This window comes from Herbiconiux moechotypicola (assembly GCF_024979255.1).
Taxonomy (GTDB): domain Bacteria; phylum Actinomycetota; class Actinomycetes; order Actinomycetales; family Microbacteriaceae; genus Herbiconiux; species Herbiconiux moechotypicola.
On record NZ_JANLCN010000003.1, the window covers coordinates 298,559 to 314,041 of the forward strand.

Here is a 15,483-nt window from a genome sequence, read left to right on the forward strand (position 1 = left end):
CCTCCGACACTCACAGTGGCGGGATGGCCCGGGAAGGAGCCGAAGGACGGGATGGCTCGTGCCGGTCATCTTCGCTACGAGCCAGGCTCCGGGCCCGGTCGAGTGCGACGCGGGCTCGGGCGGCGTCGATCTTCTGTGCCTCGTCGTCGGGCGGCGTGCCGAGCGGGCCGGGTTCGGTGATGCCGTAGCGGTCCCGGTAGGCCGCGACGACGACAGCGAGCCGCCGCCAGGCTGCCGCCCGCTTCGCGTCCTTGGGCTCTGCCCCGAGCGCGGTCGTCCACGGCTGACGGTCGTTGAGTGCGGTATCGAACAGGGTGGTGGCGCGGGCTTCGATGAGGTCGCGGCGTTCGGTGAGCGCCTGCCGCATCTCGGGCGGCATGGTGCCGGTGGCTTCGGGGATGAGGCCGGCGATGAGCCGCGGGGCCTTGCGGGTGCGGCCGGCCCCTGCGGGTCTCGTGGTGGCGCGGGCGACGCGGTAGTGCAGGACGGCGGCGATGTCGTCGGCATCCCCGAACCCGCGTGCCTTGATGAGGCGCGGCAGCAGGGTCTCGACGTCGTGCTGGTTGGCCTCAGCCCGGCGCAGCTCGGCGGTGAGTGCTCCGAGCGCGGGTGAGGCGAGTGCGTCGTCTGCTTCGTCGTCGGTGAGGCCGGAGGCTCGGATGAGCGCCGTCCAGCGGTCGTGCTGGGCTGCCGCGGCCAGCGTCTCGTATTCGGCGGCGAGCTGGGCGATCGAGCCCCAGGCGTCCTGCTCGGCGGTGATCGTCTCGTGGGCGGAGAGCTCGGCGCCGACGTGCTGCAGAACCCCGAACAGCACCGACCTGGCGGTGGCCTCGGTGTTGTCGCCGGGGTGGGGGCGGTCGTGGGCGGGGTCGGGCTTGTCGATGGCGACGTAGGCGATGTTCTGCTCGCTGCCGCGGGTCATGGCGACGTAGAACGTCTCCCTGGTCATCGAGGCGTCGGCCAGGACGTGCGAGGAGTCGACCGTGACGCCCTGGGCCCGGTAGGACGTCACCGCGTAGCCGAGGTCGACGTGCTCGGCCGCGTACTCGGCCGGGAGCACTACCGAGGTGCCTCGCTTGCGGCCTGCGCGGCGGATGGTGAGGGAGCCGTCGTCGCGGACCTCGGTGACCGTCCACCTGTCGCCGTTGCGGACCCAAGCACGGCCGGCGCGCAGGCGGCGGTCGTTGTGGCGGGTGATGACGGTATCGCCTGCCGCGGCTCTCGTGCCGTCGTGCAGCTCGACCTCGCGGCGGGCGTTCACCGTGCCGTCGAGGATCAGGTCGGCCCGCGCCCGCTGGTTCAGGGCGAGGACGGATTCGTTGGAGTCGGTGACCAGGATGCTCGCGCGTCCGGCGAGGGTGTCGACGCGCCAGGCGGTGTAGGCGGCGTCGATCATCTCCTCGGTCTCGCCGCCGCGGATGCGGTCGTGCTCGGCGTAGGTGTCGATGGCCTCGGTGCGGCCGTGCCGCAGACCGAGGGAGGCGGTCCTCTCCCAGGCCTGGGTGAAGCGGTGCAGGGTCACCAGCTTGGGCGCGTCGTCGCGGTCGTTGACGAGGAGTGCGAACGCGCCGCCGGCGGTGACTGATTGGAGCTGGGCGTGATCCCCGACGAGCAGCACCTTCGCCCCGGCCTCGGCCGCAAGTGCGGTGATGCGGTCGAGGGAGAGCGTGCCTGCCAGGGACGCCTCGTCGACGATGACGAGCTGCCCTTCACGGAACGTGGCTCCGGTGCGCTCGTGGGTGTCCAGCCATTTCGCCGTGTTTTCGGTCTGGATGCCGAGGTCGTCGGCGAGGACCTGCGCCGCGACCGCGGATGGGGCGAGCCCGACGGCGGACCCGGCGCCGTGCTCGTGCTCCCACGCCCGCCGCAGCGCTGACATGGCGGTGGTCTTGCCTGCCCCGGCCGGCCCCACGAGCACGTCGACCAACCGGCCGGAGAGCGCGATCTTGGTCAGCGCGCCGGCCTGGTCGGGACCGAGCATCCGGCCTTTGCGATCGGGCCTGCTCGTGATCCGCTCGACCGTGGCGAGCGGGACGGTTGGGGCGGTCGTGGTGCGGGCGCGCTCGAGGAGGCGGTCTTCGGCTGCCAGCAGCATCTCGGAGGAGAGCAGTGCCGAGTGCTTCGGGCGGAACACCGAGGTGCCGTCCGGGCGGCGGAACGCGGCTGGGCTGGAGGCGAGCTCGGGCGGGGTCAGGCGCAGGGAGGCGGCTTCGGCCGCGTCGACCACGAGCCCGACGATCGCCTCGCGGTCTTCGACGGTGGCGAACCTGTAGCCCATCGTCTGCCTTGCGGCCTCGGCGGTGAGGTTCCAGCGGTGCCAGGTGGAGCGCTTCTCACCGACTGTTGTCACGACGTCCTGCCCGAGGGAGGCGATCACGTCCAGCGGCACGTCGTCCGCTCGCAGCAGCAGCGGCTCCTCGTTCGCCGTCACGCTCCGCGCCCACCCGGTCGCGTCCGCGCCGAGCACCTGCCCGGCGCGGTGCCGCCAGGAGGCGGTCAGGTCGGCGAGCGAGTGGACCTCCTTCTCCGAGCGGGTGGAGAGTGTCGCCTGGGCGCGGAGCTTCATGATCGTCGCCGGCGACGGCCGCCGCCCATGCTCGGAGACGTAGCTGTCGATGAGGCGATCGGTCTCGGCGTCGATGTGGCGGGCGCGGGTCGAGAACTCCTTGACCAGCCCCTCCGGCACGGCGGCGATCGCCCACGCGGGGTTGCGGTCACGGCCCATGTCGCGGGCCTCCCACTCGACGCCGAACGTGCGGGTCAGGTGGTCGGCGAACACGGCCTCGTGCAGTTCGGAGAGGGCGACGACCGCGGCGTGCATCGGCCGCCCGTCCAGCGACCGCCACTTGCCGTCGAGGACGGTCTGCACCTTGTTGCTGATGACGACGTGCGTGTGCAGGTGCGGGTCGCCCGCCCGGGAGTCGTAGTGGTCGAACGCGGTAGCGATCAGGCCGCGGACGTCGACCTGTGCGACCGCGCCGTCGCGGCCGGTTGCGCCCGTGCGCGTGGCTGCAACCTCCCGCTCCATGAACGCAACCACCTCCGCAACCGCCGCATGATGGGCGTCCGCGATGAGCGCCTGCGTGCCCGCGTCCGCAACCGCCCACAGCACGCTCGCGGACTTCGGGATCGAGAACGTGAAATCGAACCCAGCGACCGCCCGCCGCGACCCCCGCTCGTTCTCCTCCACCTCGATCAAGGCGACCGCCTCCGCACGCGAGGCAGGCCCGAGACCCGGATCGAGCGCGGCGCTACGAGCCTCGATCCGCTCCGCCACCGTGAGGTACTCCGGGTAGGCGCGGCCGAGCGGTACCCCGATGATCGGGTCACGGCCCATACCGACGAGGAGCTGGAGCTGGGCCTCGGAGACCTGATCGCCCACCGCGAGCTGCCCGCCGCCAAGCCCGGCGACACCTGCCCCGAGCCACCGGCCCGGCGGGGTGCCCTCGGCGGCGTAGTACCTCGTCAACGGGGTCGAGAGAGACCTATCGCCATCACCGGCCGCGACCGTGCGCAGCAGGTACTTGTAGCCATCACCGGCCGACATCACGCGCATTGATACGGTCATGTTCCTAGGTGTCCTCGGGGTGGCTCTCGCTGGTGTCGCCGTGGACGACAGAGCGTCGCCAATACGATCGGAATGTGAAAACTCCGGCCGTGCGCATCGTCCCGACAGTTCTCGCTGTCGTGGCCGTCGCCTTCGGACTGTTCTCGGCCAGCGTCGCGATCTGGGGCTCGTGGTGGCGGTTCTCCGGCATGCCGACCGCCGAAGAATGGTCGGCTTTCTTCGGGGCATCCGCTCTCATTGCACTCGGGTTCGCGTGGTACCAGATTCGTCAGGTAGACCAGTCGAACAAGGCGCTAATCGCGTCGAACGAGTTGGCTCGCCGGGTCAACATCGAAGCAGTTAGGCCCAGGGTTCAGGTTTCGCTGGAGCCCACGCGATTCGTCCAAAAGAACCGCGGTGCACCAGTAGAGGGCACCCTTCACATCGCGGTACGAAACATCGGGGTGAGCCCGGCGCATGAGGTACGTCTGAGTGTGAGCCCACCGTTCACATCGCTGGCGACGTTCTTCAAACCCGGCATGATGCGGGCGCACTTCGCGGAAGTCAATGAGGCCTTCGACGGAAAGGTGCGCTTTCGGACACTCAATCCGGGCAACACATACATCTGGTTTCTCGGGCGAGTCCCGGAATTATTCGCCGACGAGTCAGGAGTCCCTCGTCGTTGGGAAGTCGAAGCCGAGTACATGGGGACGGCATCCTCCGAGCCGTTCCGCGAAACGTTCATCCTTGACCTGGATGTCGAGAAGCGCATCGAACTGCCGGTCGACCCACTCGTGCGGATCGGCAAGGACATTGAAGTCGTCGGAAGCAAGCTCGAAGCCATCAAGCGCGTTGTGCCGCAGAAACTTACACTTGACGATGGTTCTGCACCGGAATCTCGTCAGCGCAACCTCGGATCACGACCGTCAGTAGTCCGCACTCGGCGAGCGCCTACGTGGTTGCGAAGACGGCGTTGACCCCGGAATAGGCCAATGCGCGCGAATCCACCAGCGGCCTGCTCGGGTTGCAGATGTCCCGCGTTCCCGCTTGCACCGACATGACCTTCGATTGCGGCTGCAACCCCGCAGACCTGCTGGCGCACCAAGCCGCAAGTCTCATAGGCCGAAACGAAACGCACTCCTGCCCCTTCCGCGGCCGGATGACAATGACATTCAGCTACGAATGTGCGACACACTCCGAAGGTCATACAGCCGGAATGCTTCGCTCAGAGTCATGGTTGCCGCTGCGATCGCAGGGCCGACATCGTTGTCGAGGTCACCGCGTAGACGCACGATCGAGCCGCCCGGCTCTTCGCGCACGACCTCGTTACGGTCAAGTCGCATGACTCCAAAGTGATACTGCGCATGAGCAGCTGCGCTGCCTGATCGCCAAATCGCTTGCGTTGCACCGATCAATAGGTCGTCATCGACGCCGTGCATCTGCTGCGCCACCCAGTCGATCGCTCCGGTCTGATGGAACCGCATCTTCTTCACGTCCTCTTGCACGCCGAGGGCAGCTGCAACCTTCTGCAAGCTAGCTTGCCGCTCCTGCAATTGCTCCAGGAGGCCGGTGCGAGCCTCCTCTGGCTTACCCTCCGGGACCAGCATGTCCCGGAAAGATGTCACCTGAACACGAAGATCGTCGGCCCGGAGCCTGAGCGCGCGCTCGCGGCGTTCTTGGCGCGCAGGGGGCGCGAGAACCCACACCGCGTTCACTGCCGCGACGAAAGCGGTCCGCGCAACGGTCATATAGGCGGTCGGGTACATCGTGCTTGTTGCCCGCATGGCGTCGATCGCGAAGTCGAGGTGCTCGGACGAGATGCACATCGAGTACCAGACGGGGTTCTCGACACTCAATCCCTCGATTGAGTCGGCTGCGAGCGAACTTCCAGGCTCGGGCGACGTCGGATTCTCCGCACGCTTGCGCCAGGCATCGACCACTTCCGAGATACGGTCCAGCCGCCTCAACCACCCGTTGTCCCCGGCCGCTTGAGGCTGGCGTGTGGCTCGCCGCTTCGTCATAGCCGCACCTTATCCCCGTTCGCAGGCCGGCCCTCGCCACGCACCCGCACGACCTTTACCTCGATCTGCAAGAGGCGTGGTGGCTCTGGGGCGAGGTCGTGGACGACAGCCAAAGCGGTCCGCACGAGGCCGTGTGCAGGAGGCGGCGCGAGCACCTGACAGGTGGCCAGCCCGGTCAGCAGTCAGCGCGACGGCGACCGGGAGTCACTGATCCGCCGGAGTCCTCATGCCGAAAACCAACGACCATAAAAGCGACCACCGCCTACGGGTTGGCTCGCTGTTCTCCGGGTATGGCGGACTCGACCTCGCAGTCGAGGAAGTCTTCGACGCCCGCACGATCTGGTTCTCCGAGATCAACGAGCCCGTCGCCCGCGTCTTCTCGCACCACTGGCCCGACGCCCCCAACCTCGGAGACATCACCACCATCGACTGGAACACCGTCGAGCCCGTCGATGTGCTCTGCGGCGGATTCCCCTGCCAGGACGTCTCGACCGTTGGGAAGATGGCCGGCCTCGCCCCCGGCACCCGCTCCGGCCTCTGGGCACACATGGCGACGGCAATCGAGAAGATGCAACCCCAATGGGTGGTCATCGAAAACGTCCGCGGATTGCTCTCCGCACCCGCGATCCGCCCGGCACCCGAAGGAGACGAAGATGAGCGACGCAACCCCGAACCCGCAACCCCCGGCGATGCAACCCTTCGCGGCGTGGAACCCGACCCGTGGGATCTGGGAGACCAGCCAGCCCGACCTCTACGGGCACTTGGCGCCGTACTCGGAGATCTGGCCGACCTCCGGTACGACGCGCAATGGATCGGCCTTCCGGCTTCCGCCGTCGGCGCACCACATCCCCGATTCCGCATCTTGATCCTCGCCAACCGCACTCTTCCGAACCCCCCTCGCCTCGGACGCCGCGCGCGGTGGGGAGAGCTTGGATCAAGTCAAAGCGCGGCGCGGGACAATCGCCTTGAGTCACCAGATCATCGACCTCGTGACGGAGCAGAGGAGGCGGCATACGCCCGAGGAGACCTTCTCGCTGATCGCGAACTTCTTCAACGCTGGGGACGCCACGCTCCTGCTATCGCCCAATGGGAGCGCACAACCGGACGACTCGCCCCCGCGCCGGCAATCGTGAACGAGGGGAACAGCCCCCAGCCAGCGCCGGCCTTCGTGGAATGGCTCATGGGGTTGGAACCCGGATGGGTCACGAGCCCGAGCCTCGGACTTACGCACGCGCAACAACTCACCGCTCTCGGCAACGGCGTGCTCCCAGCACACGCCGTCGCCGGCGTTCGCGCGCTGAGGTTGAGTGATGCGTGAAGCTCATGCTGCTACCCAACGCAGACTGGGATATGGACATGTCGGGCCGCCATCTGGACGCGAAGCTGCTCTTCTCCTCCCAACCAATCGTCAACCCTGTGTAGTGAAAGGATGGTACGCACTCCGCTCACATGGCCCCGGGGCCTTTCGCGCGATCGGGTCGCGAACGCAACCGGCGCGGAGCCGACTCGGGAATGTGAACGGCTCCGGAACTATCGGAGCTTCGAATTCGCACGAGCGGTGCATTTGGATCGTTGCTGCCGATCGCGAGCGGCCGCGACGCGCCTTCAAGCCGCACGCTTGCCTGGCTTCTCGCGGGCATGTGTTTCACGACGCAGTGCCTTTGCCTCCCCTCGCCAGCTTGGGATAGTCGCGTGATCTTGTTCCGTCGTGGCTTCGTGGTCTTGTGCCTCATGGTGGCCTTTGGGTTGGCGGCATGCTCGGCGGGATCAGATGAACGCAGCGTTCCGTCGAGCAACCCCGAAGTCTCCGGCAGTGGCACAGTGCCGGACTTCGTCCTCGACACTGATCCCAGCGCCGTCTCGGGTTGCGTCGAGGCAGGCGACATCACGCTCGTGCTCGACTCCCCCGGAGTGCCCGCGGAAGCGCTGACGTTCGGGGAAGGTGATCGCGCGGTGATTCTCGGCCACCAAGCCGAGCAGGGGCCGTGCGCCTGGGCCGCGTTCGGACGCGAGCTGGCAGCTCAAGGCTGGAGGGTGTTCATTCCGGAGCTGAACCATGAGCCGCTCCCCCTGCTCCAGGCATCCGTCGACTGGCTCACCGGCAACGGGGTCACGAGCTTCGCGCTCGTCGGGGCATCCATGGGTGGCGCGTTCGCGCTGAGCGCAGCGCCCGATCTCGCACCGGAGCCGTCCGAGGTGGTCGCGATCTCGTCTCCCGCAAGCTACGGCCCGGCCGATGCCCTCGGCAACATCGGCCGGATCGGGGTTCCCGTGACGCTCATTGCGGCCGAGGACGACGACGACTTCGCCGAGCAGGCCCAGCTTATGAACGATCAGAACGCGGATGCCGAGCTGGTGATCGTTCCCGGGTCTGCTCACGGCACCGACCTGTTGGATGCGAACACCGATGTGCGCGGTGCAGTCCTGGCTTCGCTGGAGGCGGTCAGATGAAATCCGAAACATTCTTGTCGAACGGTGTCGATCCGGAGAGGCGACTGCGTCATCCCAGTGAGAGGCACCGACAGGGCGCCGCTCACATCCGCTGACAAGACTCCCGACAAGAAGAGGAATCACACTATGCAGTATCTGCTCACGATCATCGTCGACGAGACGATCCCCACCCCGCACCCCGGCCAGCCCGGCTTCGCTGAGATGGTCGAAGGGTGGGCGGCCTACAACCATGCCTTGCACGCTGCCGGCGTGCTCGTCGATGCGAGCCAGCTCGCGCCCAGCCTTGCCGCCACCACGGTGCGGCTCGCAGTCGGTACGCCCGCCGCCGTGACCGACGGCCCCTTCACCGAGGCGAAGGAGCAGCTCGCAGGGTATTACCGCATCCGCGCCGCGAACCTCGATGATGCTCTGGAGTGGGCGAAGCGCATGCCGATGCCGTTCGGCTCGGTCGAGGTGCGTCCGATCGTGGTCGCGCCCGGCCCCGACGGCACACCGACCCCGGTGACCGACTGAATGAGCAGGTCGCGGCCGCGATCACGCGGCTTTCTCGCGAGGAGGGCGGGCGTGTGCTCGCTCTCCTCGCGGCGCGCTTCGGTGCCGTCGACCTCGCAGATGATGCCGTCCAGGATGCGCTGCTGCAGGCGGTGAGCACCTGGGCGGAGCAGGGCGTTCCCGACAACCCCGCCGGATGGCTGCACACGGTCGCTCGGAACAAGATCGTCGACGCCCTTCGCCGCCGGGAGGCGGCAGAGCGACGGCTTCGCGCCGCCACTGTCCACCTCGGCCAGGATCAGGTGGCCGGCCCGGACCTGGAATCCGACCCAGAACCGGAACTGATCCGCGAGGATCGGCTCATCGGGGACGAGCAGCTTCGACTCATGCTGCTGTGCTGCCATCCCTCGCTCGACCAGGACACCCAGGTGGCCCTGACACTCCGCTTGGTCGGCGGGCTCTCGACAGCCGAGATCGCCGCCGCGTTCCTCCTGCCGGAGGCGACACTCGCTCAACGGATCGTGCGCGCGAAGCGGAAGATTCGCGCCGCTCGTATCCCGCTCTCGGTGCCCGCGGATCTGCGCGTGCGCGTAGATGCGCTGCTCTCGGCGCTGTATCTCGTCTTCAATGAGGGCTACCTCTCGCAGAGCATGGTCGCGGACGGGCTGTGTCGCGTCGACCTCTCCGAGGAGGCGATCCGCCTCACCGCACTCGCGAGCCGGCTCCTGCCCCAGGATGGCGAGATTCTCGGCCTGCTCGCGTTGCAGCGATTCCAGCACGCTCGCCTCGCCGCCCGAGTCGATGCCGCGGGCGACCTGGTGACCCTCGCCGATCAGGACCGACGTCTGTGGGATGCCGAAGGCATCTCCGCGGGCCGGGCCGCGCTCCAGGAGGCGGTCGGGTGCGAAGGGCTCGGTTCCTATCGCCTTCAGGCGCTCATCGCCGCCATCCATACGTCTGCTCCATCGTCCGCCGAGACCGACTGGCGCTCGATCGTCGTGCTCTACAGGATCCTCGAACGTGTCAGCCCCGGGCCGGTGGTCACGCTCAACCGCGCGATCGCGGTGGCCGAAGTGGACGGCGCGTCCTCGGTCATCGCCGAAGTCGAGGCGATCGAGGGCCTCGGCGACTACTACCTCTGGCACGCCGCGCGCGGCGAGTTGCACCTGCGGTTGGGAGATCGCGTCGCCGCCCACGCCGCGTTCGCCACCGCCCGATCCCTGGCGAAGAACCCCGCAGAGCGGCGACACCTTGACCGTCGAGTCACGTACACGGCCGGTAAGCATGTCTAGGCCGTCGTCGTGGCCGAGCACACGACACGGACACGGTCAGAGTTGAGCGGCATACTCTTGTCGAGTATGGAGGAGCGTCGAGGGGCGACACGGCCGAGCCGGGTGCTGATCGTCGATGACGACGACGGGATCTGCCTCCTCCTTGAGTCAGTGCTCGCACTCCCCGTCTACGAGACGACGAGTGTCGGCACCGCCGCGGATGCGTTGAGCATCGCTCGTTCGAAGGAGTTCGATGCGGTCCTGCTCGACCGCTTCCTGCCCGAGACCGACGCCGTGCAGATCGTCGCTGCGCTACGTTCGGCACTTCCCTCGGCAGCGATCGTGATGCTCAGCGCCGTGGACGACGTCAAAGGACGCGTGGACGGTCTACGCGCGGGCGCCGACGACTTCTTGACGAAACCGTTCCATGTCTCGGAAGTGATTGCGCGCATCGAAGCGGTGCACCGCAGAGCACTCCTCTCGACGATCGATGCTGATCTCCTGAGCTACGCCGATATCGAGATGGATGTCGCCGGCCGTCGTGTGTGGCGTAACGGCACTGCGTTATCCCTGACGCCCACGGAGTTTCGACTGCTGGAGTTTCTCGTCGAGAATGCGGAGCGAGTGCTCTCGCGCGGGCAGCTCCTCGAACGGGTGTGGGGGTACGACTTCGGCGGAGGAGAGGTCGTGGAGAAGGCTGTCTCCCTCTTGAGGAAGAAGGTGGATGCCGGTCGTGAGCCGCTGATCCAGACGGTTCGAGGATTCGGGTACTGTCTCCGATCGGAGAGCACGTGAGCGTGCCAACGACCCCCAGGTCCATGGTGCGGGCGCTGCGCCACCGGCTGCTGCTGGTCGTAGCTGTGGCCGTGGTCCTGGTGGGTGTCGCGAGTGTGTGGGGCTTGCGGATCGTGACCGACCGCAACGCAGAACGGCAGGTGCAGATCGCTGCGCAGTCGGTCACCACCTGGGGCGCCGACAGCGACGGTATACGCGTCATCGACAGCGGGCACTTCTCCAGCGTCGACGCCGCGTCCACGGTTGTGGCCTTGCTGACCGAAGACGACCGAGTGGTCGTGGCGACCTCTGACCTGCCGGTGACCGTCGCCGAGCTGGAGTCGATCGCAGGAGGGTTGGAGGACGGCGGGACAGTCCGTTCGGATGCGGGATCGCAAACGATCCTGTTCGCTGAAGTCCCCCTGGCCGGGAACGTGGTGTTCGATGGCTCTCCCACGCCCGTCGACCGGGCTCTCGTCGGCATCGGTGTCGAAGGAGCGGACCGATTGGTGACCGCTCTGGCGCTCGCAGCGCTGGTACTGCTCGCTGTCGTCCTGACAGCGGTCGCTTTCGTCGTGACGGCCGTGGTCTCGAGGACGACGCATTCGTTGACCGATCTCGCCAGTCGGGTCGAGCGCGCCGATCTCGATGGTCTGGCCGAGTCCCCGGCTGCGGAGTTCGCGGAGACCGGCGCGATAGCGGGCGCGATCGTTCGGCTGGATCGGCGACGAGATGCGACCGAGCGTCAGTTGCGGGACTTCGTCGCGGACGCGTCCCACGAACTGCGTACACCGCTCACGAAGATCCAGGGCTGGGCCGAGCTGCACTTCCAACACCCGACCGACGCTGCGACGACCGATCGCGCCTTCCAGAGCGTCGTCGACGAGTCCGAGCGAATGCGTCTGCTCGTCGACAAGCTCGCCCAACTCGCTCGCGCCGAGAGCGGGGCGCCGGTGCGTGAGCGTTTCGATCTCGCGGCGATCTGCCACGAAGCCGTCGGGGACGCCGCCCTCATCGAGTCGGAAGCGACGGTCGAACTGGTCACCCGCTCAGTGGTGATGCTCCTCGGCGACTCCGCGGCGTTGACGCAGGTAGTGCGCAATCTCGTCGGCAACGCGCTCATCCACGGCGGACCGAAAGTGACCGTGGCCATCGGTGTCACGGAGATAGCAGGGCAGGTCGAGCTGACCGTTTCCGACAACGGCCAGGGCATGCCGCCCGCGATTCGCGATCGAGCCTTCGAGAGATTCGTGACCAGGGATCGCCGGACGGGTACAGGACTCGGCCTGTCCATCGTCCAGGCGATCGTCCGGTCCCACAGCGGGACGGTGGAGCTCGAATCCGAGCCGGGCGAGGGTACCAGGGTGACCGTGCGACTGCCGGGAGCTGCGGACTGAACCCGCATCGTCAGGATTTCGTCAGCTCGATGTCCAGTTTTCGGCAGGACGAGACGCTGAAGTGGCTCCATGGCTACTCGACGCAGGCGAACGTGGATCATTGCGGGCACGATCGCGCTCGCAGCCGTCGTGGCGATCGCGGTCGGTGGCGAGCTGATCGCTCGCAACCAGATCGAGAATCGAATCGCTGACGTCGGGGACGCCCTGCCGGGAGTGACGAGCACGCTCTCCGGTGGCCCCGCGCTGATGCAGCTTGCCAGCGGACGAATCGACGTCCAGCTGACCGTCTCAGACGAAGCCCTCAGCGCCTACGCGAACTGTCGAACGGACCAAGAACTCACCGTCCGCACCGCGGACGGTGGTCTGATCGTCGCGACGGAACGGACGGTGCGCGGCATGACCTTGCCCGTGGAGGTGTTCCTCGTCCCGAGGAAGGACGGCGATAGCTGGTCGCTCATCGCGGATTCGGTGAGCGCGGGGGGCATTTCTCTTCCCGCAGAACGGGCGCTGAAGATCCTCGCCGGAAAGGACGGCACTGGATCACGACTCGCCACGCGCCTGCTCGACGGCATCCCGCTGCCCAGTGACGAGCGACTCGACATCACCTCGGTGAGCTTCACCGACGGCGCGGCCCTCGTCACGGCACTCACCCCCCTGAACCGCACAGGCACCACAGAAGGAGGCGGGCTCGCGAGCCTGCGCTCATGCCTGGAAACCCCGGAAGGCTGACCGATGAAACGCATCGTCTCCACCATCGCCCGCGCCTGCGCCCGTCGACGCTGGCTCACGCTCGCAGTCTGGGTCGTGCTGGTCGGCGGTGTCTTTGGCACCGCGTTCGTGATCGGCCCGAACCTCCAGGACGACGTCGAGGTCGCAGGGAGCGACAGCCAGTCCGCCGCAGCGTTGCTCAGTGCCCGAACCGACACGGAGAGCGAGGAGACCACGCCATCGAGTCGAATCGTGATCGCGGGCAATGACATCACCACGGAAACCTCCGTCATCTCCGATGTCGTCGATGCGTTGACCGCAGCAACGGGAGAGACTGTCACCAACCCGCTCGACGATCCGGGAGCTTCCGCTCGCTCCGGAGCGATCGCCCCCGACGGTGACGCCCTGACCATCACCGTCACCGGCGATCCGAAAGAGGAGGGCAAGTCTTGGCAACGTGAGATCGACGAGGCCCTCGACCCCGCCAGGGACGCCGGGCTCGACGTCGCCATCGGTGCACCACTGGGCACCCAACTCGACCGCGCGGGCACGATCAACAGCGAGATCGTCGGAGTCGTGGCTGCCTTGATCGTCCTGCTCATCGCGCTCGGCTCCGCACTAGCCGCTATGGTCCCGATCGCAACGGGCATCATCGCCGTCGCGGGCGGGGTCGGCTCAGTGTGGCTGCTCAGCCACGGGTTCTCGATCCCGGAGAGCGCGGTGACCCTCGCGATCATGGTCGGACTTGGAGTCGGGATCGACTACGCACTCTTCCTGCTCTCCCGGTTCCGCCAGGCGCTCCGTGACGGCGCGGAGGTCGTGGACGCCGTCGCCGACACTGGCCACACGGCTGGAGAGGCTGCGATGGTCGCCGGACTGACGGTCGCGGTGTGTGCCACCGGACTCGCGATCTCCGGGGTCGAGTTCGTCGCGTGGCTCGGATTCGCCACCGCCATCGTCGTCGTCTTCGCGGTGGCATCCACTCTCACACTGACTCCCGCGGTGCTCGCCATCATCGGGCGCCGCGCCCTGCCCCGACGCGAACGGCGCACCCCACTGGCATCGACCGACACCGCGACCGCCCAACCCGCACAACGCCGCGGCCCCTGGGAGAGAATCGCCCCACGACTGACGCGCCACCCGGTGATCGCCGGAGTCGTCTCATTGATCATCCTGACCGCCGTCTCGCTGCCGGCGCTCGCCCTCCAGCTGGGACAATCCAGCGCCGGAAACGCACTGCCAGGCTCGAACCAGAGGGCCTCCTTCGACCTGATCGCCGACCATTGGGGCCCCGGACAGAACGCGCCCCTGATCCTCGTGGGAGAAGGCGACGACGCCTCGACCTGGACACATCTGAACGACGACTTGGCGAACCTCGACGACGTCGCCGCCGTCTCCCCCGCAGTCTCCAACGACGGCATCATCACCATGCAGGTGATCCCCGAGAGCGGCCCCAGCGACCCCGCGACCGCCGACCTCGTGCACACGATGCGCACTGACACCATCCCGTCGAGCAACATCGACGCGCACGTCGGCGGCGCGGTCGCGACGCGCATCGACCTGAGCGACCGCATCGCCGAGCGTCTGCCATGGCTCATCGGCATCGTCATCGTCGCCTCCATGATCCTCGTCGCCTTTACCTTCCGCTCGATCCTGCTGCCGCTGAAGGCCGCCCTGTGCAACGCGCTCTCGATCACCGCCGCGTTCGGCGTCCTCGTCTGGGTGTTCCAGGAAGGGCACGGTGTAGAGCTGTTCGGCCTCGATGGGCCAATGCCCCTCGACCCATACGTTCCGATGATGCTCTTTGCCGTGCTATTCGGACTCTCGATGGACTACGAGGTCTTCCTCCTGTCCGCCGTGCGCCAGTCGTGGGCACGGGGCGCGACCCCGAAGGACGCAGTCACTCGGGGCCTCGCCGAGACCGGGGGCGTCATCTCGGCCGCAGCCATCATCATGATCGCCGTCTTCCTCAGCTTCACGTTCAGCCCCAACCCCGTCATCAAAGTATTCGGAGTCGGACTCGCCGTCGCCGTCTTCATCGATGCCACCGTGATCCGGCTGCTGCTCGTGCCTGCGATCATGACACTGCTGGGCAAAGCTGCATGGTGGTGGCCTGCGGGACGTCGCCGGCGTCGGACCGGCATGCCAGCTCTTGACTGAGCTACTTCGCCGCCGGAAGGAGCGAGCGAAGCGCCCCGTCGCGGTCTTCGATGTCGACGCCGAACGCATGGACACGCTCGATCGGGATCGCTGCGGCGAGCGTGCCGAGAACCGCCGCAGGTGCGCCCGTGATCTGAACGACAGCTGCGTCGACGTCATCGGCGCGGATGGTCAACGCAACACGCCCCTCCTGGTCCAGCTTGGGCTCTACAGCGTCAACGGTCGCGTTCGGCAGGAGCGCTTCAGCCGCCAGCTGGATCCACTCCCCCCGCACAAGATCTCCCTGGCTTGGGCCAGCAGCCATGAACTGTGCTCCCCAGCGCACGAGCGCGTGCACCGGCTCGCGCAACCCCGCTCCCGTCGGGGTCAGCGAATACTCGACTGCCTTGCGACTCGGATCATGCGATCTGGCGAGCAGACCGCGATCCTCCAGCGTGCGCAGGCGTTCGGTGAGGAGATTGCTGGCCGCGCCGGGAAGCGCGGCCCGCAACTGCGAGAACCGGCGCGGGGCGATCAGCAGTTCACGGATGATGAGCAGGTTCCAGCGGTCGCCGACAACATCCAGAGCAACCGCGAGCCCGCAGAACTGCCTGTAACCGCTCATCGATGTCCCCTTTCATTCACTTATGGTTTATATTATAAACCATAGTTCGCAAGGAGGT

General features: G+C 67.2%; 12 protein-coding genes. 9 read left to right on the plus strand and 3 right to left on the minus strand.

The window, feature by feature from the left end; genetic code table 11:
* Nucleotides 1–10: 10 nt before the first annotated feature.
* Nucleotides 11–3,568 carry a MobF family relaxase gene (gene mobF / locus N1031_RS06500; RefSeq protein WP_259478794.1) on the minus strand — a complete coding sequence of 1,186 codons (3,558 nt, stop codon included), beginning with the start codon at nt 3,566–3,568 and terminating at the stop codon, nt 11–13.
* Between the two features lie 89 nt (nt 3,569–3,657).
* On the opposite strand from mobF, the gene N1031_RS06505 reads away from it, so the two are divergent.
* Nucleotides 3,658–4,524: a DUF8453 domain-containing protein gene (locus N1031_RS06505; RefSeq protein WP_259478795.1), complete on the plus strand. Its 867-nt coding sequence runs from the start codon at nt 3,658–3,660 to the stop codon at nt 4,522–4,524.
* A 195-nt stretch (nt 4,525–4,719) separates the two neighbouring features.
* On the opposite strand, the gene N1031_RS06510 is transcribed toward N1031_RS06505, so the two are convergent.
* A complete protein-coding gene (locus tag N1031_RS06510; protein WP_259478796.1) occupies nt 4,720–5,568 on the minus strand; it encodes a hypothetical protein in 849 nt (282 codons plus the stop codon).
* A 226-nt stretch (nt 5,569–5,794) separates the two neighbouring features.
* Between N1031_RS06510 and N1031_RS06515 the strand changes: the two genes are divergently transcribed.
* The 8 genes from N1031_RS06515 (at nt 5,795) to N1031_RS06550 (ending at nt 14,821) form a co-directional block, all read left to right on the plus strand.
* A complete protein-coding gene (locus tag N1031_RS06515) occupies nt 5,795–6,886 on the plus strand; it encodes a DNA cytosine methyltransferase (protein WP_259478797.1) in 1,092 nt (363 codons plus the stop codon).
* Between the two features lie 374 nt (nt 6,887–7,260).
* Nucleotides 7,261–8,019 (plus strand): alpha/beta hydrolase, encoded by a 759-nt coding sequence (locus N1031_RS06520; RefSeq protein ID WP_259478798.1) that lies wholly within the window; start codon nt 7,261–7,263, stop codon nt 8,017–8,019.
* 126 nt (nt 8,020–8,145) lie between these two features.
* Nucleotides 8,146–8,532, plus strand: coding sequence for a YciI family protein (locus N1031_RS06525; protein ID WP_259478799.1), 387 nt, complete (start codon nt 8,146–8,148; stop codon nt 8,530–8,532).
* A 20-nt stretch (nt 8,533–8,552) separates the two neighbouring features.
* A complete protein-coding gene (locus N1031_RS06530; RefSeq protein WP_344444129.1) occupies nt 8,553–9,803 on the plus strand; it encodes an RNA polymerase sigma factor in 1,251 nt (416 codons plus the stop codon).
* Between the two features lie 9 nt (nt 9,804–9,812).
* Nucleotides 9,813–10,577: a response regulator transcription factor gene (locus N1031_RS06535; RefSeq protein ID WP_259478801.1), complete on the plus strand. Its 765-nt coding sequence runs from the start codon at nt 9,813–9,815 to the stop codon at nt 10,575–10,577.
* A gap of 23 nt (nt 10,578–10,600) precedes the next feature.
* Complete coding sequence (locus N1031_RS06540; protein ID WP_259478802.1) at nt 10,601–11,953, plus strand: sensor histidine kinase; 1,353 nt, start codon at nt 10,601–10,603, stop codon at nt 11,951–11,953.
* A 69-nt stretch (nt 11,954–12,022) separates the two neighbouring features.
* On the plus strand, nt 12,023–12,682 hold the full coding sequence (locus N1031_RS06545; protein ID WP_259478803.1) for a hypothetical protein: 660 nt from the start codon (nt 12,023–12,025) through the stop codon (nt 12,680–12,682).
* A 3-nt stretch (nt 12,683–12,685) separates the two neighbouring features.
* The gene (locus N1031_RS06550) at nt 12,686–14,821 is read left to right on the plus strand and encodes an MMPL family transporter (RefSeq protein WP_259478804.1); all 2,136 of its coding nucleotides are present in this window, start codon (nt 12,686–12,688) and stop codon (nt 14,819–14,821) included.
* A gap of 1 nt (nt 14,822) precedes the next feature.
* On the opposite strand, the gene N1031_RS06555 is transcribed toward N1031_RS06550, so the two are convergent.
* The gene (locus N1031_RS06555; protein ID WP_259478805.1) at nt 14,823–15,425 is read right to left on the minus strand and encodes a winged helix-turn-helix transcriptional regulator; all 603 of its coding nucleotides are present in this window, start codon (nt 15,423–15,425) and stop codon (nt 14,823–14,825) included.
* Between the last annotated feature and the right edge of the window lie 58 nt (nt 15,426–15,483).

What these genes read in the sequence shown, in the direction of transcription:
- mobF (WP_259478794.1), bottom strand. Translation starts at nt 3,568, where the DNA reads ATGACCGTATCAATGCGCGTGATGTCGGCCGGTGATGGCTACAAGTAC.
- N1031_RS06510 (WP_259478796.1), bottom strand. Translation starts at nt 5,568, where the DNA reads ATGACGAAGCGGCGAGCCACACGCCAGCCTCAAGCGGCCGGGGACAAC.
- N1031_RS06515 (WP_259478797.1), top strand. Translation starts at nt 5,795, where the DNA reads ATGCCGAAAACCAACGACCATAAAAGCGACCACCGCCTACGGGTTGGC.
- N1031_RS06525 (WP_259478799.1), top strand. Translation starts at nt 8,146, where the DNA reads ATGCAGTATCTGCTCACGATCATCGTCGACGAGACGATCCCCACCCCG.
- N1031_RS06540 (WP_259478802.1), top strand. Translation starts at nt 10,601, where the DNA reads ATGGTGCGGGCGCTGCGCCACCGGCTGCTGCTGGTCGTAGCTGTGGCC.
- N1031_RS06545 (WP_259478803.1), top strand. Translation starts at nt 12,023, where the DNA reads ATGGCTACTCGACGCAGGCGAACGTGGATCATTGCGGGCACGATCGCG.
- N1031_RS06550 (WP_259478804.1), top strand. Translation starts at nt 12,686, where the DNA reads ATGAAACGCATCGTCTCCACCATCGCCCGCGCCTGCGCCCGTCGACGC.
- N1031_RS06555 (WP_259478805.1), bottom strand. Translation starts at nt 15,425, where the DNA reads ATGAGCGGTTACAGGCAGTTCTGCGGGCTCGCGGTTGCTCTGGATGTT.